General features: G+C 51.4%; 39 protein-coding genes. 2 read left to right on the top strand and 37 right to left on the bottom strand.

Features of this window, described 5'->3' with window-relative positions:
* Positions 1-25 precede the first annotated feature (25 nt).
* From secY to rpsJ, 22 genes are all read right to left on the bottom strand, one after another.
* The gene (gene secY / locus JT31_RS14035; protein ID WP_034499015.1) at positions 26-1,357 is read right to left on the bottom strand and encodes a preprotein translocase subunit SecY; all 1,332 of its coding nucleotides are present in this window, start codon (positions 1,355-1,357) and stop codon (positions 26-28) included.
* Positions 1,358-1,364: 7 nt separating this feature from the next.
* Entirely contained in the window at positions 1,365-1,799 is a 435-nt protein-coding gene (rplO, locus tag JT31_RS14030) for a 50S ribosomal protein L15 (protein WP_008457184.1), read from the bottom strand.
* Between the two features lie 3 nt (positions 1,800-1,802).
* The gene (gene rpmD / locus JT31_RS14025; protein ID WP_004846568.1) at positions 1,803-1,982 is read right to left on the bottom strand and encodes a 50S ribosomal protein L30; all 180 of its coding nucleotides are present in this window, start codon (positions 1,980-1,982) and stop codon (positions 1,803-1,805) included.
* Positions 1,983-1,988: 6 nt separating this feature from the next.
* A complete protein-coding gene (gene rpsE / locus JT31_RS14020; protein ID WP_038478233.1) occupies positions 1,989-2,489 on the bottom strand; it encodes a 30S ribosomal protein S5 in 501 nt (166 codons plus the stop codon).
* A 14-nt stretch (positions 2,490-2,503) separates the two neighbouring features.
* Positions 2,504-2,857: a 50S ribosomal protein L18 gene (gene rplR / locus JT31_RS14015; RefSeq protein ID WP_008457177.1), complete on the bottom strand. Its 354-nt coding sequence runs from the start codon at positions 2,855-2,857 to the stop codon at positions 2,504-2,506.
* Positions 2,858-2,866: 9 nt separating this feature from the next.
* On the bottom strand, positions 2,867-3,400 hold the full coding sequence (rplF, locus tag JT31_RS14010) for a 50S ribosomal protein L6 (protein WP_038478231.1): 534 nt from the start codon (positions 3,398-3,400) through the stop codon (positions 2,867-2,869).
* A 13-nt stretch (positions 3,401-3,413) separates the two neighbouring features.
* Positions 3,414-3,806, bottom strand: a complete 393-nt coding sequence (gene rpsH, locus JT31_RS14005; protein ID WP_008457173.1) for a 30S ribosomal protein S8 — start codon at positions 3,804-3,806, stop codon at positions 3,414-3,416.
* A gap of 33 nt (positions 3,807-3,839) precedes the next feature.
* Complete coding sequence (gene rpsN / locus JT31_RS14000) at positions 3,840-4,145, bottom strand: 30S ribosomal protein S14 (protein WP_038478228.1); 306 nt, start codon at positions 4,143-4,145, stop codon at positions 3,840-3,842.
* A gap of 14 nt (positions 4,146-4,159) precedes the next feature.
* Complete coding sequence (gene rplE, locus JT31_RS13995) at positions 4,160-4,699, bottom strand: 50S ribosomal protein L5 (protein WP_016538463.1); 540 nt, start codon at positions 4,697-4,699, stop codon at positions 4,160-4,162.
* A 14-nt stretch (positions 4,700-4,713) separates the two neighbouring features.
* Positions 4,714-5,028: a 50S ribosomal protein L24 gene (rplX, locus tag JT31_RS13990; RefSeq protein WP_016538464.1), complete on the bottom strand. Its 315-nt coding sequence runs from the start codon at positions 5,026-5,028 to the stop codon at positions 4,714-4,716.
* A 10-nt stretch (positions 5,029-5,038) separates the two neighbouring features.
* Positions 5,039-5,410: a 50S ribosomal protein L14 gene (rplN, locus tag JT31_RS13985; protein ID WP_002438705.1), complete on the bottom strand. Its 372-nt coding sequence runs from the start codon at positions 5,408-5,410 to the stop codon at positions 5,039-5,041.
* A gap of 166 nt (positions 5,411-5,576) precedes the next feature.
* Positions 5,577-5,831 (bottom strand): 30S ribosomal protein S17, encoded by a 255-nt coding sequence (gene rpsQ / locus JT31_RS13980; RefSeq protein ID WP_008457160.1) that lies wholly within the window; start codon positions 5,829-5,831, stop codon positions 5,577-5,579.
* Positions 5,831-6,022, bottom strand: coding sequence for a 50S ribosomal protein L29 (gene rpmC, locus JT31_RS13975; protein WP_008457158.1), 192 nt, complete (start codon positions 6,020-6,022; stop codon positions 5,831-5,833). The genes rpsQ and rpmC overlap by 1 nt, the downstream gene beginning before the upstream one ends.
* Positions 6,022-6,432, bottom strand: coding sequence for a 50S ribosomal protein L16 (rplP, locus tag JT31_RS13970; protein WP_002438716.1), 411 nt, complete (start codon positions 6,430-6,432; stop codon positions 6,022-6,024). The genes rpmC and rplP overlap by 1 nt, the downstream gene beginning before the upstream one ends.
* Before the next feature lie 12 nt (positions 6,433-6,444).
* A complete protein-coding gene (rpsC, locus tag JT31_RS13965; protein WP_006817277.1) occupies positions 6,445-7,143 on the bottom strand; it encodes a 30S ribosomal protein S3 in 699 nt (232 codons plus the stop codon).
* Between the two features lie 17 nt (positions 7,144-7,160).
* On the bottom strand, positions 7,161-7,493 hold the full coding sequence (gene rplV / locus JT31_RS13960; protein WP_002919773.1) for a 50S ribosomal protein L22: 333 nt from the start codon (positions 7,491-7,493) through the stop codon (positions 7,161-7,163).
* Positions 7,494-7,507: 14 nt separating this feature from the next.
* Positions 7,508-7,786, bottom strand: a complete 279-nt coding sequence (rpsS, locus tag JT31_RS13955) for a 30S ribosomal protein S19 (RefSeq protein WP_001138115.1) — start codon at positions 7,784-7,786, stop codon at positions 7,508-7,510.
* 16 nt (positions 7,787-7,802) lie between these two features.
* A complete protein-coding gene (rplB, locus tag JT31_RS13950) occupies positions 7,803-8,624 on the bottom strand; it encodes a 50S ribosomal protein L2 (RefSeq protein ID WP_002919786.1) in 822 nt (273 codons plus the stop codon).
* Between the two features lie 17 nt (positions 8,625-8,641).
* A complete protein-coding gene (rplW, locus tag JT31_RS13945; protein WP_008457148.1) occupies positions 8,642-8,944 on the bottom strand; it encodes a 50S ribosomal protein L23 in 303 nt (100 codons plus the stop codon).
* Positions 8,941-9,546, bottom strand: coding sequence for a 50S ribosomal protein L4 (rplD, locus tag JT31_RS13940; protein ID WP_008457145.1), 606 nt, complete (start codon positions 9,544-9,546; stop codon positions 8,941-8,943). Before rplD ends, rplW begins: the two co-directional genes overlap by 4 nt.
* A gap of 10 nt (positions 9,547-9,556) precedes the next feature.
* A complete protein-coding gene (gene rplC, locus JT31_RS13935; protein WP_016538466.1) occupies positions 9,557-10,186 on the bottom strand; it encodes a 50S ribosomal protein L3 in 630 nt (209 codons plus the stop codon).
* 31 nt (positions 10,187-10,217) lie between these two features.
* Positions 10,218-10,529, bottom strand: coding sequence for a 30S ribosomal protein S10 (rpsJ, locus tag JT31_RS13930; protein WP_001181005.1), 312 nt, complete (start codon positions 10,527-10,529; stop codon positions 10,218-10,220).
* A 399-nt stretch (positions 10,530-10,928) separates the two neighbouring features.
* On the opposite strand from rpsJ, the gene JT31_RS13925 reads away from it, so the two are divergent.
* The gene (locus JT31_RS13925) at positions 10,929-11,408 is read left to right on the top strand and encodes a prepilin peptidase (RefSeq protein WP_052049002.1); all 480 of its coding nucleotides are present in this window, start codon (positions 10,929-10,931) and stop codon (positions 11,406-11,408) included.
* A 49-nt stretch (positions 11,409-11,457) separates the two neighbouring features.
* Here JT31_RS13925 and bfr read toward each other — a convergent pair whose 3' ends face one another.
* The 11 genes from bfr to fkpA all read right to left on the bottom strand — a co-directional run bounded on the left by bfr (position 11,458) and on the right by fkpA (position 19,771).
* Positions 11,458-11,931 carry a bacterioferritin gene (bfr, locus tag JT31_RS13920; RefSeq protein ID WP_038478208.1) on the bottom strand — a complete coding sequence of 158 codons (474 nt, stop codon included), beginning with the start codon at positions 11,929-11,931 and terminating at the stop codon, positions 11,458-11,460.
* Positions 11,932-12,002: 71 nt separating this feature from the next.
* Entirely contained in the window at positions 12,003-12,197 is a 195-nt protein-coding gene (bfd, locus tag JT31_RS13915) for a bacterioferritin-associated ferredoxin (RefSeq protein ID WP_008457135.1), read from the bottom strand.
* A gap of 237 nt (positions 12,198-12,434) precedes the next feature.
* The gene (tuf, locus tag JT31_RS13910; RefSeq protein ID WP_038478205.1) at positions 12,435-13,619 is read right to left on the bottom strand and encodes an elongation factor Tu; all 1,185 of its coding nucleotides are present in this window, start codon (positions 13,617-13,619) and stop codon (positions 12,435-12,437) included.
* A 71-nt stretch (positions 13,620-13,690) separates the two neighbouring features.
* A complete protein-coding gene (fusA, locus tag JT31_RS13905) occupies positions 13,691-15,805 on the bottom strand; it encodes an elongation factor G (protein WP_038478200.1) in 2,115 nt (704 codons plus the stop codon).
* Positions 15,806-15,898: 93 nt separating this feature from the next.
* Complete coding sequence (gene rpsG / locus JT31_RS13900) at positions 15,899-16,369, bottom strand: 30S ribosomal protein S7 (protein ID WP_008457106.1); 471 nt, start codon at positions 16,367-16,369, stop codon at positions 15,899-15,901.
* A gap of 95 nt (positions 16,370-16,464) precedes the next feature.
* Positions 16,465-16,839, bottom strand: coding sequence for a 30S ribosomal protein S12 (gene rpsL, locus JT31_RS13895; protein ID WP_008457105.1), 375 nt, complete (start codon positions 16,837-16,839; stop codon positions 16,465-16,467).
* 124 nt (positions 16,840-16,963) lie between these two features.
* Positions 16,964-17,251: a sulfurtransferase complex subunit TusB gene (gene tusB / locus JT31_RS13890; RefSeq protein ID WP_038478197.1), complete on the bottom strand. Its 288-nt coding sequence runs from the start codon at positions 17,249-17,251 to the stop codon at positions 16,964-16,966.
* 7 nt (positions 17,252-17,258) lie between these two features.
* The gene (gene tusC / locus JT31_RS13885) at positions 17,259-17,618 is read right to left on the bottom strand and encodes a sulfurtransferase complex subunit TusC (protein WP_038478194.1); all 360 of its coding nucleotides are present in this window, start codon (positions 17,616-17,618) and stop codon (positions 17,259-17,261) included.
* On the bottom strand, positions 17,618-18,004 hold the full coding sequence (tusD, locus tag JT31_RS13880; protein WP_038478191.1) for a sulfurtransferase complex subunit TusD: 387 nt from the start codon (positions 18,002-18,004) through the stop codon (positions 17,618-17,620). Before tusD ends, tusC begins: the two co-directional genes overlap by 1 nt.
* Positions 18,004-18,732, bottom strand: a complete 729-nt coding sequence (locus tag JT31_RS13875) for a helix-turn-helix transcriptional regulator (RefSeq protein ID WP_038478188.1) — start codon at positions 18,730-18,732, stop codon at positions 18,004-18,006. The genes tusD and JT31_RS13875 overlap by 1 nt, the downstream gene beginning before the upstream one ends.
* 208 nt (positions 18,733-18,940) lie before the next feature.
* The gene (gene fkpA / locus JT31_RS13870) at positions 18,941-19,771 is read right to left on the bottom strand and encodes an FKBP-type peptidyl-prolyl cis-trans isomerase (RefSeq protein ID WP_038478185.1); all 831 of its coding nucleotides are present in this window, start codon (positions 19,769-19,771) and stop codon (positions 18,941-18,943) included.
* Positions 19,772-20,002: 231 nt separating this feature from the next.
* Between fkpA and JT31_RS13865 the strand changes: the two genes are divergently transcribed.
* A complete protein-coding gene (locus JT31_RS13865; RefSeq protein ID WP_038478182.1) occupies positions 20,003-20,221 on the top strand; it encodes a protein SlyX in 219 nt (72 codons plus the stop codon).
* Between the two features lie 52 nt (positions 20,222-20,273).
* On the opposite strand, the gene slyD is transcribed toward JT31_RS13865, so the two are convergent.
* The 4 genes from slyD to kefG form a co-directional block, all read right to left on the bottom strand.
* On the bottom strand, positions 20,274-20,864 hold the full coding sequence (gene slyD, locus JT31_RS13860) for a peptidylprolyl isomerase (RefSeq protein WP_038478179.1): 591 nt from the start codon (positions 20,862-20,864) through the stop codon (positions 20,274-20,276).
* A gap of 98 nt (positions 20,865-20,962) precedes the next feature.
* Complete coding sequence (locus JT31_RS13855; protein WP_016538480.1) at positions 20,963-21,163, bottom strand: YheV family putative zinc ribbon protein; 201 nt, start codon at positions 21,161-21,163, stop codon at positions 20,963-20,965.
* Between the two features lie 155 nt (positions 21,164-21,318).
* The gene (gene kefB, locus JT31_RS13850; protein WP_038478176.1) at positions 21,319-23,124 is read right to left on the bottom strand and encodes a glutathione-regulated potassium-efflux system protein KefB; all 1,806 of its coding nucleotides are present in this window, start codon (positions 23,122-23,124) and stop codon (positions 21,319-21,321) included.
* Positions 23,124-23,675 (bottom strand): glutathione-regulated potassium-efflux system ancillary protein KefG, encoded by a 552-nt coding sequence (gene kefG, locus JT31_RS13845; RefSeq protein WP_167549843.1) that lies wholly within the window; start codon positions 23,673-23,675, stop codon positions 23,124-23,126. Before kefG ends, kefB begins: the two co-directional genes overlap by 1 nt.
* Between the last annotated feature and the right edge of the window lie 76 nt (positions 23,676-23,751).

Below are 23,751 nucleotides of genomic sequence, written 5' to 3'. Positions count from 1 at the left end.
CTCTCCGTAACTTCTCAAGCGACAATTAACGGCCGTAGCCTTTCAGGTTCGCTTTCTTCAATGCAGACTCATACTGACTTGACATCATCAGAGTTTGCACTTGAGCCATAAAGTCCATGATAACGACAACAACGATCAGCAGTGAGGTCCCACCGAAGTAGAACGGCACTTTCATTGCATCGCGCATGAACTCCGGGATTAGGCAGATAAAGGTAATGTACAGCGCACCAACCAGAGTCAGGCGGGTCATTACTTTATCGATATACTTCGCCGTTTGTTCTCCCGGACGAATTCCTGGTACAAATGCACCGGACTTCTTCAGGTTATCTGCTGTTTCACGCGGGTTGAAAACCAACGCCGTGTAGAAGAAACAGAAGAAGATGATTGCAGACGCATAGAGTAACACATAAAGCGGTTGCCCAGGCTGCAAATACAGCGAAATTGTTGTCAGCCAGTTCCAACCGGTACCGCCCCCGAACCATGACGCGATGGTTGCCGGGAACAGAATAATACTGGAGGCGAAGATCGCAGGGATAACCCCGGCCATGTTCACTTTCAGCGGTAAATGTGTGCTCTGCGCAGCATAGACACGACGACCCTGTTGACGTTTAGCGTAGTTGACCACAATGCGGCGCTGGCCACGCTCAACAAAAACAACGAAGAAGGTCACTGCAAATACTAATACTGCAACCAACAGCAACAGGAGGAAGTGCAGGTCGCCTTGCCTTGCTTGCTCGATGGTATGGCCAACGGCCGGCGGAAGACCCGCAACGATACCCGCGAAGATTATGATTGAGATACCGTTACCGATACCACGTTCAGTAATCTGTTCACCCAGCCACATCAGGAACATTGTCCCGGTGACAAGGCTTACAACAGCGGTGAAATAGAATGCAAAGCCTGGATTTAACACCAGGCCCTGCATACCAGGCATATTCGGTAAACCGGTAGCAATACCGATTGACTGGAATATTGCCAGCACCAGAGTGCCGTAACGGGTGTACTGGCTGATCTTACGACGACCAGACTCCCCTTCTTTCTTCAGCTCTGCCAGCGCGGGATGAACCACGGTAAGCAGCTGAATGATGATCGATGCCGAAATGTACGGCATGATACCCAGCGCGAAGATAGAAGCACGGCTGAGAGCACCACCAGAGAACATGTTAAACATTTCAATGATAGTGCCTCGCTGTTGCTCAAGCAGTTTGGCAAGTACAGCGGCATCAATACCAGGGATCGGAATAAAAGAGCCAATACGAAACACAATCAGCGCACCGATAACAAACATCAGTCTGCGTTTCAGCTCGCCGAGGCCGCCTTTAGCGCTTTGAAAATCTAATCCCGGTTGTTTTGCCATCTGCTACTTATTCCTCGATTTTACCGCCAGCAGCTTCGATAGCAGCACGAGCGCCTTTGGTCACACGCAGGCCGCTAACAGTTACCGGACGAGTTACCTCACCAGACAGGATCACTTTCGCGAACTCAATCTGAATACCGATAATGTTTGCTGCTTTCAGCGTGTTCAGGTCAACTACGTCGCCTTCAACTTTCGCCAGATCGGACAGACGAACTTCTGCCGTGATCATTGCTTTGCGAGAGGTGAAACCGAATTTCGGCAGACGACGGTACAACGGCATCTGACCACCTTCGAAACCACGACGTACGCCACCACCAGAACGAGAGTTCTGACCTTTGTGACCACGACCGCCGGTTTTGCCGAGGCCAGAACCGATACCACGACCCAGACGCTTGGAAGCGTGCTTAGACCCTTCGGCCGGAGACAGAGTATTTAAACGCATCTCTTACTCCTCAACTTTAACCATGTAGGAAACCGCGTTGACCATACCACGTACAGCAGGAGTATCCTCGCGCTCTACGGTGTGGCCAATACGACGCAGACCCAGGCCAAGCAGCGTTGCCTTGTGTTTCGGCAGACGACCGATTGCACTGCGGGTTTGAGTTATTTTAATAGTCTTTGCCATGGTCAATTACCCCAGAATTTCTTCAACGGATTTACCACGCTTGGCAGCGACCATTTCTGGAGAATTCATATTCGCCAGGCCATCGATAGTTGCACGAACCACGTTAATCGGGTTAGTAGAACCATACGCTTTAGCCAAGACGTTATGAACACCAGCGACTTCCAGGACGGCGCGCATTGCACCACCGGCGATGATACCGGTACCTTCGGAAGCCGGCTGCATGAACACACGGGAACCTGTGTGCACACCTTTAACAGGGTGCTGCAGGGTGCCGCTGTTCAGCGCGACGTTAATCATGTTGCGACGGGCTTTTTCCATCGCTTTCTGGATCGCTGCTGGAACTTCACGCGCTTTACCGTAACCAAAACCAATACGACCGTTACCGTCGCCTACCACTGTCAGAGCAGTGAAGGAGAAAATACGACCGCCTTTAACGGTTTTAGATACGCGATTTACCGCGATCAGCTTTTCCTGCAGTTCGCCAGCTTGTTTTTCGATGTGAGACATCTTACACCTCTACCTTAGAACTGAAGGCCAGCTTCACGGGCAGCATCTGCCAGTGCCTGGACACGACCATGATATTGGAAACCAGCACGGTCAAAAGCAACTACGGTGATGCCTTTTTCCAGCGCGCGCTCAGCTACAGCTTTACCTACAGCAGCAGCGGCGTCTTTGTTCCCAGTGTACTTCAGTTGCTCAGTGATAGCTTTTTCTACAGTAGATGCAGCTACCAGAACTTCAGAACCGTTTGGTGCAATTACCTGTGCGTAAATGTGACGCGGGGTACGATGTACCACCAGGCGAGTTGCACCCAGCTCTTTGAGCTTGTGACGTGCGCGGGTCGCACGACGGATACGAGCAGATTTCTTATCCATAGTGTTACCTTACTTCTTCTTAGCCTCTTTGGTACGCACGACTTCGTCGGCGTAACGAACACCCTTGCCTTTATAAGGCTCAGGACGACGGTAGGCGCGCAGATCTGCTGCAACCTGACCGATCATCTGCTTATCAGCGCCTTTCAGCACGATTTCAGTTTGAGTCGGACATTCAGCAGTGATACCTGCCGGCAGCTTATGCTCAACAGGGTGAGAGAAGCCCAAGGCTAAATTCACCACGTCGCCTTTAACGGCTGCACGATAACCTACACCAACCAGCTGCAGCTTCTTAGTGAAGCCTTCGGTAACACCGACAACCATTGAGTTCAACAACGCACGAGTGGTACCCGCTTGGGCCCACGCGTTTGCAAAACCTTCGCGCGGAGCGAAAGTCAGAGCATTTTCAGCGTGTTTTACTTCAACAGCATCGTTGATAGTACGAGTCAGCTCGCCGTTTTTACCTTTGATCGAAATAACCTGACCGTTGAGTTTTACCTCTACGCCTGCAGGAACAACGACCGGTGCTTTAGCAACACGAGACATTTTATTCCTCCAATTACGCTACGTAGCAGATAATTTCGCCACCAAGACCAGCCTGGCGCGCTGCACGATCAGTCATAACACCTTTAGAGGTAGAAACGACAGCAATACCCATACCGGCCATAACTTTAGGCAGCTCATCTTTTTTCTTATAGATGCGCAGACCTGGGCGGCTGACTCGCTGAATGCTCTCTACCACAGCCTTGCCCTGGAAATACTTAAGAGTCAGTTCCAGTTCAGGCTTGATGTCGCCTTCAATTTTAAATTCTTCAATATAACCTTCTTCCTTCAGCACGTTGGCGATTGCCACTTTCAGCTTGGAGGAAGGCATGGTGACCGCAACTTTGTTCGCGGCCTGACCGTTACGGATACGGGTCAGCATATCCGCGATCGGATCTTGCATGCTCATCTGTCTCTACTCCCGTGATTCAATTGGTGACAATTACCAGCTAGCCTTTTTCAAGCCAGGCACTTCACCGCGCATGGCGGCTTCACGCAGCTTGATACGGCTCAACCCGAACTTGCCCACATAACCATGTGGACGACCAGTCTGGCGGCAGCGTTTACGCTGACGGGACGGGCTGGAATCACGCGGCAGAGTTTGCAGCTTGAGAACAGCGCTCCAACGGTCTTCGTCGGTCGCGTTCACATCAGAAATGATAGCTTTCAATTCTGCGCGTTTAGCGAAGAATTTATCAGCCAAAGCAACGCGCTTTACTTCGCGTGCTTTCATTGATTGCTTAGCCATGAAGTAACCCTACCTTACTTGCGGAACGGGAAGTTAAAGGCAGCCAGCAGAGCACGGCCTTCATCATCAGATTTCGCAGTAGTGGTAATGGTAATATCCAAACCACGGACGCGATCGACTTTGTCGTAATCGATTTCTGGGAAGATGATCTGCTCACGGACACCCATGCTGTAGTTACCACGGCCGTCGAAAGACTTAGCGGACAAGCCACGGAAGTCACGGATACGTGGTACAGCAATAGTGATCAGACGCTCAAGGAACTCCCACATGCGTTCGCCACGCAGAGTTACTTTACAGCCGATCGGATAGCCCTGACGGATTTTGAAGCCTGCAACAGATTTGCGTGCTTTGGTGATCAACGGCTTTTGACCGGAGATTGCTGTCAGGTCAGCTGCTGCGTTATCCAGCAGTTTCTTGTCAGCGATCGCTTCACCAACACCCATGTTCAGGGTGATCTTCTCGACCCGAGGGACTTGCATGACAGAATTGTAGCTAAACTCAGTCATGAGTTTGTTAACTACTTCGTCTTTGTAGTAATCATGCAGTTTCGCCATCGTACTACTCCAAATTACTTGATAGTTTCGCTGTTAGACTTGAAGAAACGGACTTTTTTGCCGTCTTCGAATCTAAAGCCTACACGGTCAGCCTTACCGGTTGCCGCGTTGAAGAGCGCAACGTTAGAAACCTGAATTGCAGCTTCTTTTTCAACGATGCCACCTGGTTGGTTCAGGGCCGGAACCGGCTTCTGATGTTTCTTAACCAGGTTGATACCTTCAACAATGATCTTGCCGGAAGACAGAACATTTTTTACTTTACCGCGCTTACCTTTATCTTTACCGGTTAACACGATAACTTCGTCATCACGACGGATTTTCGCTGCCATGATTCGCTCCTTAGAGTACTTCTGGTGCCAGAGAGATAATTTTCATGAACTTCTCATTACGCAGTTCACGAGTTACCGGCCCAAAAATACGCGTGCCGATTGGCTGCTCGCTGTTATTGTTTAAAATAACGCATGCATTACCATCGAAGCGAATGACAGAACCGTCCGGGCGACGAACACCCTTCCTGGTGCGCACCACTACCGCTTTCAGCACATCGCCTTTCTTCACCTTACCGCGAGGAATTGCTTCCTTGATGGTAATTTTGATGATGTCGCCGACGCCTGCGTAGCGACGGTGCGAGCCACCCAGAACCTTGATACACATTACGCGACGCGCGCCGGAGTTGTCGGCCACGGTCAGCATAGTCTGTTCTTGGATCATTTCAGTGCTCCGCTAATGTCAACTACTACTTCGGGACCTGAAATTCAGGTCGTTAAAAAGCCCCATAAACGAGGGCGCGGCATTATAACACCGGTTCCTGAATATGGGTAGAAAAAATAAACGGCTCATCGCTGAGCCGTTTATTTGTTTGAGAAGGCTTACTGTATTACAGAACCGCTTTCTCTACAACGCGAACCAGCGTCCAGGACTTAGTCTTGGACAGCGGACGGCATTCGCGGATTTCAACCACGTCACCGATACCGCATTCGTTGTTCTCGTCATGTACGTGCAGTTTGGTCGTACGCTTGATGAATTTCCCGTAGATCGGGTGCTTCACAACACGTTCGATGGCAACAACAATGGATTTCTCCATTTTGTCGCTGACAACGCGACCTTGCAGAGTACGGATTTTATCGGTCATTACGCACCCGCCTTCTGAGTCAGTAAAGTCTTAACACGTGCAACATCACGACGAACCTGCTTCAGCAGGTGAGTCTGTTGCAGCTGGCCACTTGCAGCCTGCATGCGCAGGTTGAACTGCTCACGCAGCAGGTTCAGCAGCTCGGTGTTCAGCTCTTCGACGCTCTTTTCACGCAGCTCTTTTGCTTTCATTACATCACCGTCTTAGTTACAAAGGTGGTTTTGATAGGCAGTTTTGCTGCTGCCAGCTTGAAGGCTTCACGGGCCAGCTCTTCAGGTACGCCGTCCATTTCATACAGGACTTTGCCTGGCTGGATCAAGGCAACCCAATACTCCACGTTACCTTTACCTTTACCCATACGCACTTCAAGCGGCTTTTCGGTGATCGGTTTGTCCGGGAATACGCGGATCCAGATCTTACCCTGACGCTTAACTGCACGGGTCATTGCACGACGTGCTGCTTCGATCTGACGGGCAGTCAGACGACCACGGCCAACAGCTTTCAGACCGAAAGTGCCGAAGCTAACATCCGTGCCCTGCGCCAGACCACGGTTGCGGCCTTTGTGCACTTTACGGAATTTTGTACGCTTTGGTTGTAACATCAGCGACTCTCCTTACTTACGGCCTTTACGCTGCTGCTTTTTAGGTTGAGCAGCCGGTTCCGGTTGTTCAACAGCAGCCATACCACCCAGGATCTCACCTTTGAAGATCCATACCTTAACGCCGATTACACCATAAGTGGTGTGCGCTTCAGAGGTGTTGTAGTCGATGTCAGCACGCAGAGTGTGCAACGGCACGCGACCTTCACGGTACCATTCGGTACGTGCGATCTCGGCGCCGCCCAGACGGCCGCTAACTTCAACTTTGATACCTTTAGCGCCCAGACGCATTGCGTTCTGTACAGCACGCTTCATAGCACGACGGAACATCACACGACGCTCCAGCTGAGAAGTGATGCTGTCAGCAACCAATTTTGCGTCCAGTTCAGGTTTACGAACTTCGGCGATATTGATCTGTGCAGGAACGCCAGCGATATCCGCTACGACCTTGCGCAGTTTTTCTACGTCTTCACCTTTCTTACCGATAACGATACCTGGGCGAGCGGTGTGAATAGTCACACGGATGCTCTTAGCAGGACGCTCGATAACGATACGAGATACAGACGCCTTAGCCAGTTCCTTAGTCAGGTACTGACGTACTTTAAAATCGCTGTCCAGGTTGTCAGCGAATTCTTTGGTGTTCGCAAACCAGGTTGAGTTCCATGGTTTTACAATACCCAGGCGAATACCATTAGGATGTACTTTCTGACCCATTGCTAGTCTCCAGAGTCTCAGCGATCGGACACAACCACAGTAATGTGGCTGGTGCGCTTCAGGATGCGATCTGCACGACCTTTTGCACGAGGCATAATGCGCTTCATGCTAGGGCCTTCGTCTACGAAGATTTTCGCGACTTTCAGATCGTCAATGTCAGCGCCATCGTTGTGTTCAGCGTTAGCAATGGCAGATTCCAGTACTTTCTTAACCAATACAGCCGCTTTCTTATTGGTGTAGGTCAGAATATCCAGAGCCTGCGACACTTTCTTACCGCGAATCAGGTCAGCAACAAGGCGAACCTTCTGAGCAGAAGAACGAGCATGGCGATGTTGAGCTAAAGTTTCCATCTCTTCCTCCTACCTTATTTCTTCTTCGCTTTTTTATCAGCAGCGTGGCCGCGATAAGTACGAGTCGGTGCGAATTCACCCAGTTTGTGGCCGACCATTTCGTCGGAAACAAAGACTGGAACGTGCTGACGACCATTATGGACAGCGATGGTCAAACCGATCATGTTAGGAAAGATCGTTGAACGACGGGACCAAGTGCGCAGGGGCTTCTTGTCACCGCTTTCCACCGCTTTCTCTACCTTCTTCAGCAAGTGCAGGTCAATAAAAGGACCTTTCTTGAGAGAACGTGGCATGGCTTATCCTCTAAAATTATTTGCTACGGCGACGTACGATAAATTTATCAGTACGCTTGTTGCTGCGGGTCTTCTTACCTTTGGTCTGCAGGCCCCACGGGGATACCGGGTGCTTACCAAAGTTACGACCTTCACCACCACCATGTGGGTGATCGACTGGGTTCATCGCGGTACCGCGAACGGTAGGACGAACACCACGCCAGCGAGCAGCACCTGCTTTACCCAGAACGCGCAGCATATGCTCAGCGTTGCCAACTTCACCCAGGGTAGCGCGGCAGTCAGCTTCGACTTTACGCATTTCACCGGAGCGCAGGCGCAGGGTAACGTAAGCACCATCACGAGCAACGATCTGCACGTAGGTACCAGCGGAACGAGCCAGCTGACCGCCTTTACCTGGTTTCATTTCTACGTTATGAACGGTAGAACCAACCGGGATATTGCGCATCGGCAGGGTGTTACCCGCTTTGATTGCAGCATCAACGCCAGACTGAATCTGGTCGCCAGCTTTCAGGCCTTTAGGGGCCAGGATGTAACGGCGTTCGCCATCTTTGTACAGAACCAGCGCGATGTTCGCGGAACGGTTCGGATCGTACTCAAGACGTTCAACAACTGCCGGGATACCATCTTTGTTGCGTTTAAAGTCAACAATACGGTATGCCTGCTTGTGACCACCACCGATATGACGGGTAGTGATACGACCATTGTTGTTACGGCCACCGGATTTGCTGTTTTTTTCCAGCAACGGAGCAAAAGGCTTGCCCTTGTGCAGCTCAGGGTTAACCACTTTAACTACGTGGCGACGACCCGGAGATGTCGGTTTACATTTAACAACTGCCATTGTCTTTCTCCTCCGACTTACTCAGCGCCGCCGACGAAGTCCAGATTCTGGCCTTCCTTCAGGGTGACGTAAGCTTTTTTCCAGTCGCTACGACGACCAACACGCTGTCCGTGACGTTTAGTTTTCCCTTTAACTACCAGGGTGTTAACGTCTTTAACTTCAACTTCGAACAGCTTCTGTACAGCAGCAACGATCTCTGCTTTGGTCGCGTCAGTCGCAACTTTGAGTACGATGGTGTTGGTTTTTTCCATCGCGGTAGACGCTTTTTCAGATACGTGCGGCGCGCGCAGTACTTTCAGCAGACGTTCTTCACGGATCATGCCAGCATCTCCTCAACTTGCTTAACTGCTTCCGCAGTCATAACGACTTTGTCGAAGGCGATCAGGCTAACTGGGTCGATTGCAGCTACATCGCGCACGTCAACCTTATGCAGGTTACGAGCGGCCAGGAACAGATTCTCATCCAGTTCACCGGTCACGATCAGCACATCTTCCAGAGCCATATCTTTCAGTTTCTGAGCAAGCAGCTTGGTTTTCGGTGCTTCAACAGAGAACTGTTCAACAACGATCAGACGATCCTGACGTACCAGTTCGGACAGGATGCTTTTCAGCGCGCCGCGGTACATCTTTTTGTTAACTTTTTGACTGTGGTCCTGCGGGCGAGCAGCGAAGGTTACGCCACCGGAACGCCAGATCGGGCTCTTGATAGAACCTGAACGCGCACGGCCGGTACCTTTCTGGCGCCACGGCTTTTTGCCGGAACCAGTTACTTCAGCACGGGTCTTCTGAGCACGAGTACCCTGACGGGCGCCTGCTGCATAAGCAACAACAACCTGGTGTACCAGCGCTTCGTTGAAGTCACGACCGAAGGTAGTTTCGGAAACAGTCAGCGCGCTTTGCGCGTCTTTCAATACTAATTCCATTGCTATCCCCTTACGCCTTCACAGCTGGTTTAACGATCAGGTCGCTACCGGTTGCACCGGGAACCGCACCTTTCACCAGCAGCAGGTTGCGCTCAGCGTCAACACGTACTACGTCCAGGCTCTGAACGGTTACACGTTCGTTACCCAGCTGGCCTGCCATTTTCTTGCCTTTGAACACTTTGCCCGGAGTCTGGTTCTGACCGATAGAACCCGGAACGCGGTGAGACAAGGAGTTACCGTGGGTAGCGTCCTGGGTACGGAAGTTCCAGCGCTTAACGGTACCTGCGAAACCTTTACCTTTAGAGGTACCGGTTACGTCAACTTTTTTAACTTCAGCAAACAGCTCAACGCTAATGTCCTGACCTACGGTGAACTCTTCGCCTTCAGCAAGACGGAATTCCCACAGACCACGGCCAGCTTCAACGCCAGCTTTAGCGAAGTGACCAGCTTCCGGCTTGGTTACACGGTTAGCTTTTTTAGCACCAGTGGTCACCTGAACAGCACGGTAGCCGTCGTTAGCCAGGTCTTTAACCTGAGTAACACGGTTTGCTTCTACTTCAATTACGGTTACTGGGATAGAAACGCCATCTTCAGTGAAGATACGGGTCATACCCACTTTTTTACCGACTAAACCAATCATTGTTTCAACCTCTCAATCGTCAATGACCTGATTAACCCAGGCTGATCTGCACGTCTACACCGGCAGCCAGATCCAGACGCATCAGAGCATCAACGGTTTTCTCAGTTGGCTCAACGATGTCAACCAGACGCTTGTGAGTGCGGATCTCGTACTGATCGCGCGCGTCTTTGTTGACGTGCGGGGAGATCAGAACGGTAAAGCGCTCTTTGCGGGTCGGCAGCGGGATCGGACCACGGACTTGCGCACCAGTGCGCTTAGCAGTCTCGACGATTTCCGCGGTTGATTGATCGATCAGACGATGATCAAACGCTTTAAGACGGATACGGATTCTTTGGTTCTGCATGAGACCAGAGCTCCAATTATTTTATAGACGAAAAAAATTACTACCCGCACCCATTACGATTGATGGGGGAGTGTAATCGTTCATACATAGTCCCCCAATTGGGGACATTGTTTGATAGCAACTGAATCACTTCTACTGACTGCTATCAGGGTTCATATTGAACCAGCTGTCTATTAAGACAGCCCGCGCATTATACGGGTTTCGAGTCAGCTTGCAAGCTATGTGGGTCGAAATTTCGCCGACACCCTCTATTTAGTTATCTCATGGCTCAGTAAACACAGTATACGGACACATTTGCGGGGCGCTTCGCAGCATCAAAAGCCTGTTTCGGGAGGGAGTAGGAGTGACCAACGCAACGGAGTAGCATCCGGCAGTTACATGCTAAGCCGAGGTACAAAGATGATTTCGACCGACATACAGTCCGTCCTGCCGGTAGCCGCGGCAACCGTGCTCTATTTCTGTTTTGCGCTTGCGCTAAGCATTATTGATTTCCGGACCATGCTGCTGCCTGACAGACTTACCCTTCCCCTGCTGTGGCTTGGGTTGCTTTTTCATAGTCTGGTGAATCCACATAATGTCTACCATGCCGTTTACGGTGCCGTAGCCGGCTATCTTTTTCTGTGGATTATTTTTCAGTTATTCCATTATGCGACGGGTAAAGAAGGGCTCGGCTATGGTGACTTCAAGCTGCTGGCCGCCATTGGTGCCTGGAACACCTGGCAAAATTTGCCGCTCGTTATCACGGTCGCTTCGTTACTGGGCCTTATTTTTGCCGGGGCACTTTATCTGTTCAAACGCTGCAGGATCGTAGAAATGCCTTTAGGTCCCTGGCTGGCCATTGCAGGCTGGGGAAATTTTGTCTGGCGGGTATTTGGGTAAGAAGAGAGGAGAAGACAGAGGAAAGCCCTCTGTCTTAGCAGGGTTGGGGTCACTCTTCGCGTATCTGCGCCTGCAGATAGTTCTGGATACCCAATTTTTGAATCAAATCCAGTTCAGTTTCGAGCCAGTCGATATGGCCTTCTTCATCGGCCAGAATTTCAATCATCAGATCGCGACTGACGTAGTCATGAACTTTGTCGGCATAGGCGATGGCTTCGCGCAGGTCCTTAGCACCATCCAGCTCCAGCTTCAGGTCAGAACGAAGCATCTCTTCGACATCTTCACCGATGCCAAGCTTGCCAAGATCCTGCAGGTTTGGAATGCCTTCGAGAAAAAGAATACGCTCGATGTACCTATCGGCGTGCTTCATTTCATCGATTGACTCATGATACTCGACGTCATTAAGACGTTTTAATCCCCAGTTTTTAAACATACGGGCATGCAGAAAATACTGGTTAATCGCGACAAGCTCGTTTCCCAATAATTTATTGAGATAATTTATTATCTTAACATCACCTTTCATTTTGACATCCTCCGCTTCCACTTATTGAAGCGTAGATGTCGCGGGGTGTAAGTCAAAAAAATGAGCGTGTTTTAAGCGATCTCTTTAAATTCCGGGATCTGCATCAGTTCATCTTGCATAATTTCGCGGGCCTGACGAACGCACTTACCGCATTGATTACCAACCGGGATAAACTTCCTAAGCTGCTGAAAAGACTGAGGATGGTGTTGTCTCACCGCCTGACGAATTGTCTTATCACTGACACCATTACACAAGCAAACGTACATGATCACTCCCGCTCAAAAACTGCGCAAATTGTAAATGAGAATGATTGGCTTTACAAGGGATCGGGCGAGGTAGGATGTAGAGAATGGTAATCAAATGCAAAAACGGGCGCCAACGGCTAACAGGCAAGCCTTTACGTTGTGCAAAGCTGCCTTCCGTTTTCGTCAACGCTGGTTTTTGGGCATAAAAAAGGGCATCCGAAGATGCCCTTTCCATTATTGCATTAAAGTATCAGAGGATTAGCTCAGAACTTTAGCAACAACACCAGCGCCAACGGTACGGCCGCCTTCACGGATTGCGAAACGCAGACCGTCGTCCATCGCGATTGGGTGGATCAGGGTAACAACCATTTTGATGTTGTCGCCTGGCATTACCATCTCTACGCCTTCTGGCAGTTCGATGGTACCGGTCACGTCAGTTGTACGGAAGTAGAACTGTGGACGGTAGCCTTTGAAGAACGGAGTATGACGGCCGCCTTCGTCTTTGGACAGGATGTACACTTCAGATTCGAACTTGGTGTGCGGCTTGATAGAGCCTGGCTTAGCCAGAACCTGACCACGTTCGATTTCTTCACGTTTGATACCACGCAGCAGAACACCAACGTTCTCACCAGCACGGCCTTCGTCCAGCAGTTTGCGGAACATTTCAACGCCGGTACAGGTAGATTTCGCAGTATCTTTGATACCAACGATTTCTACTTCTTCGCCCACTTTAACGATACCGCGCTCTACACGACCGGTAACAACGGTACCACGGCCGGAGATGGAGAATACGTCTTCGATTGGCAGCAGGAACGGCAGGTCGATTGCACGTACTGGTTCTGGGATGTAGGAATCCAGGAAGCCAGCCAGTTCAACGATTTTAGCTTCCCACTCTGCTTCGCCTTCCAGCGCTTTCAGAGCAGAACCACGGATGATTGGAGTGTCATCGCCCGGGAAGTCGTACTGAGACAGAAGTTCACGAACTTCCATTTCAACCAGCTCCAGCAGCTCTTCGTCATCAACCATGTCACATTTGTTCAGGAACACGATGATGTAAGGAACGCCAACCTGACGACCCAGCAGGATGTGCTCACGGGTCTGAGGCATAGGGCCGTCAGTCGCAGCAACAACCAGGATAGCGCCGTCCATCTGAGCAGCACCGGTGATCATGTTTTTCACGTAGTCGGCGTGCCCTGGGCAGTCAACGTGCGCGTAGTGACGAGTCGGGGTGTCGTATTCAACGTGGGAAGTGTTGATGGTGATACCACGAGCTTTTTCTTCTGGTGCGTTATCGATCTGGTCGAATGCACGAGCAGAACCACCGTAGGTTTTAGCCAGAACGGTAGTGATTGCAGCAGTCAGAGTGGTTTTACCGTGGTCAACGTGGCCGATAGTACCAACGTTAACGTGCGGTTTTGTACGTTCAAATTTTTCTTTAGACACGGCTATATTCCTTACTATTGTGCTCTCCCCTTCGGGAGAGAGCACGGGATCATTGTGTTAAAAGCGTTGGCTTATTTGCCACGAGCTTCGATTACGGCCTGAGCAACGTTGTTAGGTGCGTCATCATACTTCAGGAATTCCATGGAGTAAGATGCACGACCTTTGGTCAGAGAACGCAGCTGAGTTGCGTACCCGAACATTTCAGACAACGGAACTTCAGCATGAATCTGTACGCCAGTAGCGTTAGATTCCTGGCCTTTCAGCTGACCACGACGACGGCTAAGGTCACCGATAACGTCACCAGTGTTCTCTTCCGGAGTTTCAACTTCAACCTTCATGATAGGCTCAAGCAGAACTGGTTTAGCTTTCTTAAAGCCATCTTTGAAGGCAATAGAAGCGGCCAGTTTAAACGCCAGTTCGGAGGAGTCAACGTCATGGTAAGAACCGAAGTGCAGACGCACGCCGAGATCAACAACCGGGTAACCCGCCAGTGGACCAGATTTCAGCTGCTCCTGGATGCCTTTATCAACGGCAGGGATGTATTCACCAGGAATTACACCACCTTTGATGTCGTTGATGAACTCGTAACCTTTAGGGTTAGAGCCCGGCTCCAGTGGGTACATGTCGATAACAACATGACCATACTGACCACGACCACCAGACTGCTTGGCGTGTTTACCTTCGATATCGGTAACTTTCGCGCGAATCGCTTCACGGTAAGCAACCTGAGGTTTACCGACGTTCGCTTCAACGTTGAATTCACGCTTCATGCGGTCAACGATGATGTCGAGGTGCAGTTCACCCATACCGGCGATGATGGTCTGGTTAGATTCTTCATCAGTCCATACGCGGAATGATGGATCTTCTTTAGCCAGACGGCCCAGAGCCAGACCCATTTTTTCCTGGTCAGCTTTGGTTTTCGGTTCAACAGCGATGGAAATTACCGGTTCTGGGAATTCCATACGCTCCAGAATGATCACGTTGTCCGGATCACAGATGGTATCACCTGTAGTCACGTCTTTCAGGCCGATTGCCGCAGCAATGTCGCCCGCGCGAACTTCTTTAATCTCTTCACGTTTGTTAGCGTGCATCTGAACGATACGACCAAAACGCTCACGAGCTGATTTAACCGGGTTGTATACGGTATCACCGGAGTTAACCACGCCAGAGTACACGCGGAAGAACGTCAGGTTACCTACAAACGGGTCGGTAGCGATTTTGAATGCCAGAGCAGCAAATGGCTCTTCGTCGCTAGCGTGACGCTCGGATGGAGTGTCTTTACCGTCGTCCAACATACCGTTGATAGCAGGTACGTCAGTTGGTGCTGGCAGGTAATCGATTACCGCATCCAGCATCGCCTGAACACCTTTGTTCTTAAATGCAGAACCACAGGTAACCAGGATGATTTCGTTGTTCAGAACGCGCTGACGCAGAGCAGTCTTGATTTCTTCCTCGGTCAGCTCTTCGCCGCCCAGGTATTTTTCCATCAGCTCTTCAGAGGCTTCTGCAGCGGACTCGATCAGGTTCTGGTGCCATTCGTCAGCCAGGTCCTGCATGTCAGCCGGGATATCTTCGTATTCGAAGGTAACGCCCTGATCTGCATCGTTCCAGTTGATGGCTTTCATTTTCACCAGGTCGATAACGCCGGTGAAACCTTCTTCAGCACCAATTGCCAGCTGAAGCGGAACAGCGTTCGCGCCCAGGCGGGATTTGATCTGGCCTACAACTTTCAGGAAGTTTGCACCCATACGGTCCATTTTGTTAACGAACGCGATGCGTGGAACTTTGTATTTGTTAGCCTGACGCCATACGGTTTCAGACTGTGGCTGAACACCACCAACTGCGCAGTAAACCATTACTGCACCGTCAAGAACACGCATGGAACGTTCAACTTCGATGGTGAAGTCAACGTGCCCTGGGGTGTCGATGATGTTTACGCGGTGCGGTTCATACTGCTTAGCCATACCAGACCAGAATGCAGTAGTTGCAGCGGAGGTAATGGTGATACCACGCTCCTGCTCCTGCTCCATCCAGTCCATGGTTGCAGCACCGTCATGAACTTCACCGATTTTGTGGTTTACACCGGTGTAGAACAGAATACGTTCGGTAGTCGTGGTTTTACCGGCGTCGATGTGTGCACTGATACCGATGTTACGGTAGCGTGCAATGGGTGTTGTACGAGCCATTTGATTCCTCTATATCCTGGGACGTTCAAGTTAAGTAACCCAAAGCGGGCAGCTTCATGAAGCGCCCGCTTGGGTAACACTACGAAGGATTTATTACCAACGGTAGTGAGCGAACGCCTTGTTGGCTTCAGCCATACGGTGAACGTCTTCACGTTTCTTAACTGCAGTGCCTTTGTTTTCTGCAGCGTCAGACAGTTCATTCGCCAGGCGAAGAGCCATGGATTTATCACCGCGTTTACGAGCAGCTTCTACGATCCAACGCATTGCCAGGGCATTACGACGAACCGGACGAACTTCAACTGGAACCTGATAAGTAGAACCACCAACGCGGCGGGACTTAACTTCGACGGTCGGACGGACGTTGTCCAGAGCGACTTCGAAAGCTTCCAGTTCGTTTTTACCAGAACGCTGAGCCAGGGTCTCCAGCGCGGTATAAACGATAGATTCTGCAGTAGATTTTTTACCATCTACCATCAGGATATTTACAAATTTAGCCAGCAGCTCTGATCCGAACTTAGGATCCGGCAGAATTTTACGCTGACCAATCACGCGACGACGTGGCATAGGAATACTCCGTTGTTAATTCAGGATTGTCCAAAACTCAAAGAGTTTATTTTGACATTAATTTAAAACGTTTGGCCTTACTTAACGGAGAACCATTAAGCCTTAGGACGCTTCACGCCATACTTGGAGCGAGATTGCTTACGGTCTTTAACGCCGGAGCAGTCAAGCGCACCACGAACGGTGTGGTAGCGAACACCTGGCAAGTCTTTAACACGACCACCACGGATCAGGATCACGGAGTGTTCCTGCAGGTTGTGACCTTCACCGCCGATGTAGGAGGTGACTTCAAAACCGTTAGTCAAACGCACACGGCAAACTTTACGCAGTGCGGAGTTTGGTTTTTTAGGAGTGGTGGTATATACACGAGTACATACACCACGTTTTTGCGGGCAGGCTTCCAGCGCAGGCACGTTGCTTTTTGCAACTTTGCGTACGCGTGGTTTGCGAACCAGCTGGTTAACTGTTGCCATTAAATAGCTCCTGGTTTTTGCTTTTGCTTCGTAAACACGTAATAAAACGGCCTCATATAATATGAGGACGCAGAATTTTAGGGCTGAGCCGAAAAGGTGTCAAGAAATATACAGCATTCCGCCATCACCAGGCGAACTGCTGGTCATGTTTTATCACTAATCTGACGAAGTCAGTATAGTCGACAAGCCCAATTTTGGGTGAAATTTGAACAGCCAGGCCACGGGCTTCAACATCTTCTCGTAGAACGTTGACAGTAATGGGGGCTGAAAGCAGTAATTCAAGCGCCCGGCTGTTATTCAGCGCGGCAATCACGCCATCTTCTATCAGCAGCAGATCGTCGCCAGGCTGCACATAGCGCAGCATCTCGCTGATATCACACTGAAAGGGCGACTGACGTAGGGTATGCAGCATGGGTGCCTCAGAAGGTGAGTACAACATCGTACTGGTTTAACTTTTCCCTCAGTGCATCAGGCTCCAGCACTTCGGCATCGATAACCCAGGATGACTGAGCCGACAGCCCTCTCTCGCTCAATGAAGCTGCACAGAGAAAACATTGCTCGATGTCGTACAGCGGCAAAACGCGGAAGGTAGCGATGTAGTCTCTGCCCAGCACTTTTGCCGGCTGTTGATTCGGCAGGAGCTGCAGAACGCCGTCACCGACAAAGAACACGCCGATTTCTTCAGACAGTGCTGACGTCGCCAATAACGCATCCAGCCCTTCCCGACCAGACGTGCTGCCGTGCGGCGCAGAGCGGAACACAAAAGCCACACGCTTCATCAGAATTGCACCATTCTTTCACAGGTCAGCGCGGCTTCCGCCAGCGCTCCCAGCCCACTAAGCGTAAAGCCGGGCTGAAGATTACTGACGTTGAGTCCCAAAGATTTCGCCTGTTCTTCATCGGTCACACCGCGACGCAATGCCGCGGCCACGCAGATGTGCAGCGCGACACCGTGCTGCGAGCTCAGCAACTGCCACTCGCGGACCAGATCAACCTCATCGTTTGCCGGCGCGGTCAGCTGATTAGCGTTATAAATCCCCTCGCGATAGAAAAAAACGCTCTCAAGCATATGGCCTTCCGCCAGCAATGCTCGGGCAAACAGCAGCGCGCTACTCGCCTGCTGAGTACCATAAGCCGGCCCGGTAACCATCAACGCAAAGCGCATTACTTATCCTGGCCGAGGAAGTCGCCGTTTTTGAACTGGCGGATGTAGAGATAAACGGTGTGTTTGGAAATGTTCAGGCGGTCGGCAACCTGGTTAATCGCATCTTTGATATCGAAGATGCCTTTCTCGTAGAGGTTAAGGACTATCTGGCGGTTCTTGGCGTTGTTCGACACGTTGCGATCGGCATTCACTTCTTCGATTGTGAATTCAAGCGTTTGCATCACCAGGTCTTCAACGGAGGAGGCAAAGTTCACCGAGGACGGCACTTCCTGATCCTGCGTTTCTGGTGGCACAAAGGTCGACATAATCTGGGAGAACGGCACGTCGAGGTTCATGTTGATGCACAGCAAACCAATCACGCGCTGGTCACGGTTGCGAATCGCAATGGTCACCGATTTCATCAGAACGCCGCTTTTCGCGCGGGTAAAGTAGCACTTTGATACGCTGCTATCGGCGCCGGTCATATCGTGCAACATGCGCAGCGCCAGATCGGTGATTGGCGAGCCTATTTTTCGCCCGGTATGTTCACCATTAGCAATACGAATGGCTGAACATTTCAGGTCCTGCAAGGAATGCAGAACGATTTCGCAATGGGAGCCAATCAGCATCGCTAACCCGTCCACAACCGCTTCATAGGATTTTAAGATTTCGAAGTCGGTTTGCTCAAAAGGACGCTGGTCCAGTAAATCGAGTTCACTGGTTTCGTTGGTTAAAAGCGAATTGGACATGTAAAAATACCACCCTCTAATGAGAGCCTGTCGCGCTTTGATGGTGTCAGGGCAGACTCATACTCGGTTGAAACGCTGCCCGCTAAGGTAATACAACGTAAGACGTGCTTTCCAGTCTTTATTCTCCTCATTGCGCGTGGGGGAAAATAAAGCAAGTCCCAAAAACAAAACCGCCGCCCGATGGGCGGCGGTTCAAACTGCCAGAAAATTACTTGCTTTTTGCTGCGTCAGCCGCTTTGGCATCCGCTGCTGCTGCAGGTTTAGCGTCAGCTTTTGGCGCCTGTTTAATGTCCAGCAGCTCAACTTCAAACACCAGCGTGGAGTTGGCAGGGATCCCTGGAACGCCAGTTTTACCGTAAGCCAGCTCTGGTGGAATAACCAGCTTGATTTTGCCGCCTTTCTTGATGTTTTTCAGGCCTTCAGTCCAGCCTGGGATAACGCCATCAAGACGGAAGGAAAGAGGCTCACCACGGGTGTAAGAGTTATCAAACTCTTTACCGTCGATCAGCGTACCTTTGTAGTTAACCACAACGGTATCGGTATCTTTTGGCGCATCGCCGGTACCGTCTTTCTCAACTTTATACATCAGGCCAGTAGACGAAGTTTTAACGCCTTTCTCTTTGGCGAAAGCATCGCGGAAGGTTTTGCCTTTGTCTGCGTTCTGTTTAGCGTCTTTTTCCATTTTCTCCTGAGCGGAGGTTTTTACGCGAGTCTCAAACGCCTGCAGAGTTTGCTCGATGTCCTGGTCAGACAGTTTGCTCTTATCAGCAAACGCATCCTGTACGCCGGCGATCAGCTGAGCTTTGTCCAGAGTGATGCCCAGTTTCTCTTGCTCTTTCAGGGAGTTTTCCATGTAACGCCCAAGTGAAGCACCCAGCGCATAGGCCGCTTTCTGATCGTCGTTCTTAAAGGCAGCTTTGCTGTCAGCCTGAGCGGCAGCAGGCGCATCTTTCGCAGCAGCGGGTGCGGCAAAAGCAGGAGCATTAAGGGCAACGGCCATTGTGGTCGCCAGAAGCGTTACTTTAAATAATGATTTCATCCATTTCTCCAAGGGCCGGGGCCTCTCACCCCAGGTTTTTCAAATAAGCTAAGTGACGTACTATAACGTCGTGAAAGAAATCTACACAATCTCTCAGCGAGTTATCGAGTCAAATTGAGATTCTTTTTGTTTAAAGAAGTTTCCTTCAAAGTGCTTCTGCGCTGTAAAGCTGAGTCATTTTCAGTAAAATCACCGCATATTGTCCATCCCGCAGGCAGAAGAGGATCCGCCATGCACCCTAAATCCACCGAACAACGGCTGGAAGATCTCGAGAGTCGTCTTGCATTTCAGGAGATAACGATTGAAGAGCTGAATCAGACCGTGACGGCGCACGAACTTGAGATGGCCAAACTTCGCGAGCATTTCCGCCTGCTGGTTGAAAAACTGAAGGCAAGCCAGCCGTCGATGATCGCCTCTGAGTCTGAAGAGACGCCGCCGCCGCATTACTGAATTGCAGATGTAAAAAAGGCCGCTAATGCGGCCTTTTCTCTCTTTACAGCGATCAGTGGCAGCCACAGCCGCCGTTGCCGCAACCACCTTTACCCTGCTCGTGGCCATGGTCGTGATCGTGGCCATGACCGCCGCAGCAGCCGTCATGGTCGTGGTCGTGGTCGTGATGATGATCGTGCTCGCCGTGAACGTGGCCGTGAGCCAGCTCTTCTTCGGTCGCTTCGCGAATCGCCACAACTTCAACGTTGAACTTCAGGTTCTGGCCAGCCAGCATATGGTTGCCGTCAACCACAACGTGCTCGTCTTCCACTTCGGTAATTTCAACCGGAACGGGACCCTGATCGGTTTCCGCCATAAAGCGCATACCAACCTGCAGCTCGTCAACGCCCATGAAGACGTCTTTCGGTACACGCTGCACCAGGTTTTCGTCGTACTGACCGTAAGCGTCGTTTGCGCCTACTTCAACGTCAAACTTGTCGCCAACTTCGTGACCATCCAGCGCCGTTTCCAGGCCAGAAATCAGGGAGCCGTGACCGTGCAGGTAGTCCAGCGGCGCGCTCACCGGAGACTCATCGACCAACACACCGTCTTCTGTACGTACCTGATAAGCCAGGCTGACCACCAGGTCTTTTGCTACTTTCATGATATCTCCTGAACGAGCGTAGGGAAAAAACTGGCGCAGATTGTAACGGAAATCTGCGCCGCTGTACTCTCTAGCTTAAAAAAAGCTGCTTCATCTCGCTAGTCGGGATGAAAAATCCCTATCACCTGTTCCTGCTCACGAACGTGCTCGCGAACCTGCTTATCCGCCTCGCGCATCTGGTGGCCGCACTTCACGCACTCAACGATATCGACGTTGTTCTCACGCCACAGGGCAAGGGAATCCTTCGCCTGGCACTTGGGGCAAACGGCCCCGGCAATAAAACGTTTACGCACTGACATTGGCTTCACCTGATGTTCTGAAAAAGAGGGAAATAGCGTGGTTTTTCCCTCTTTTTGGTTATCTGGCGAAAATCAATAAATTGATTTTCCTGGTTTATTTCTTGCTTCCGCCGATCAAATCTCTATCGTAGGTATTTCTTCAACGGGCTGGCTTACTATTCAAATTCGTCCCAGCCGTCCAGCTGCCGACGCTCTTGTTGCATTTCACGTTCGAAAATCTCTTCCAGCTCACGGCGGGCTTCACGCACCCTGGAAATCTGCGCGCTATCGGTATGGATGGGCATTAGCTCACGCAGCATACGCATATCCAGACGGCGGAAGTGCTGCTGCGCGCGGTGCGCCTGATGCGGATGCATTCCTAGCGTGAGCAATGCTTTACGTCCCAGCTCGAGGGCACTGGAAAAAGTTTCCCGCGAGAACAGTTTAACGCCGGCCTGCAGCAGTTCATGTGCTTCAACACGCCCGCGAGCACGCGCCAGAATGGCAAGGTGTGGAAAGTGTTGTTGACAGAGGTGGACAATCTGCATCGTATCCTCCGGCTCATTGCAGGTAATAACAATGGATTTCGCCGCTTCTGCGCCAGCAGAACGCAGCAGCTCCACTTCCGTCGCATCCCCGTAATACACCTTATAGCCGTACTTCCTCATCAGGCTTACGGCGCTGATATCCCTTTCAAGGACGGTGATTCTCATCTTGTTAGCCATCAGCAGGCGGCCAATGACCTGACCAAAGCGCCCAAACCCGACGATGATGACCTGCGGATGATCGTCCTCAACGTAAGGCGTCTCTTCGGTCTCATCACCAGGGTTAAAGCGCCGGGCAAGTATGGCATCCACGCCTTTCATCAGCAGCGGCGTGGTCATCATCGACAGCGTCACCGTCACCAGCAGCAGCGGCATTTGCTCGCCCTGGAAAAGCTTCTGCGAGGCGGCCGCAGAAAACAGCACGAAGGCAAACTCCCCGCCCTGGCTCAGCACCCCGGCAAACTGCAGCCTTTCAGAGCTGCGTAAACCATAGACGCGAGACAGGCCATACAAAATGGTGGCTTTTACCGCGACCAGCGCCACCACGCTGACAGCAATCAACAAAAGATGGGTAAACAACACGCCCAGGTTTAGCGCCATGCCGACAGAGATAAAGAACAGCCCCAGCAGCAGCCCTTTAAACGGATCGATAGCAATCTCAAGCTCGTGGCGATATTCACTTTCGGCCAGCAGCACGCCGGCCAGAAACGTCCCCAGCGCCATGGAGAAACCAAGCGCATCCATAAACAGCGCTGACCCAAGCACCAACAGCAAGGACGCCGCGGTAAAGACTTCACGCACGCCGGAACCCGCAATAAAGCGGAACACCGGGCGAAGCAGGTATCGCCCGCCAAGGAGCATGCCGATAAACGCCAGCGCCTTCAGGCCAACTTTAATCCAGTCGGTATGATCGTCCCCGTTACCGGCCAGCAGCGGCACCAGCGCCAAAGCGGGGATCACCGCCAGGTCCTGGAACAGCAGCACCGAAAAGCCGAGTTGGCCGGACTCGCTGCGGTTCATGCTTTTGTCCCGCATCAGCTGCAGCGCCATCGCCGTCGACGACATCGCAAGACCGATACCGCCCACAACCGCGGCCTGCCAGGAGAAGTTCGTCAGCATCAGCAGCCCGGCCAGCACAATCGCACTGAGGATAACCTGCGCGGCCCCAACCCCGAATATAGAGCGCCGTAGCTGCCATAATTTCGACGGATTCAGCTCCAGGCCGATGATAAACATCAGGAACACCACGCCCAGCTCGGAGAAGTGCAGAATTTCATCGACGTCGCTGATAAAACCTAAGCCCCACGGGCCAATGGCGATGCCTGCCAGCAAATAGCCCAGCACGGCACCAATACCTAAACGAGCGGCAATGGGCACGGCAACAACCGCCGCAAAGAGGAACAGTACGCCCGCCAGCAGCAAATCAGATCCTTCCATCAGCGCCCTCCTATCGGCAACGGATTCGCCAGCCACTCGCCGTAGGCTTTCGCGTGGCTTTCCAGCTCCGGCTTAGACTGGCGGCGCGCCCAATAAACGATAATCGGCATCAGCCAGTGCATCTTGCACATTGCGGCGGTGAGCTCAAAGGGGCGTAAAATTTCCGTTAAGGGAAAGCGGTTGTAGCCGTCATAGCGGTAGGCGCCTTCCGGCTCGCCGGTGGTTATCACGCTGCGCCAGTACTTTCCCGCCAGAGCGTTGCCTCCAACGCCGCTGGCAAAGTCGCGGCTTAGAACGCGATCCATCCACTCCTTCAGCAGCGCAGGGCAGCTGTAGGTGTAGAGAGGGTGTTGAAAAACAATGACATCGTGCTCGAGCAGCAATGACTGTTCATGGTAAATATCGATAAAAAAATCGGGATAGTGCGCGTAGAGATCGTGCACGGTCACATTTTCAAGCTGCAGAGCCGGCTGAAGCAAAACCCGGTTAGCCACCGAGTCCTGGGATTCCGGATGGGCATACAGCAGCAAAACTTTCGGCGGCTGCGACATCATTACCCTCCAGGGCGTCGTCATAGTCATTATTTTGGGCTACCATGCAGCCCGACCTGTTGCCCAGGCGACATGT

It is taken from the genome of Cedecea neteri (genome assembly GCF_000757825.1).
GTDB classification, from domain to species: domain Bacteria; phylum Pseudomonadota; class Gammaproteobacteria; order Enterobacterales; family Enterobacteriaceae; genus Cedecea; species Cedecea selenatireducens.
This window is presented reverse-complemented; position numbering and strand designations above follow the sequence as displayed.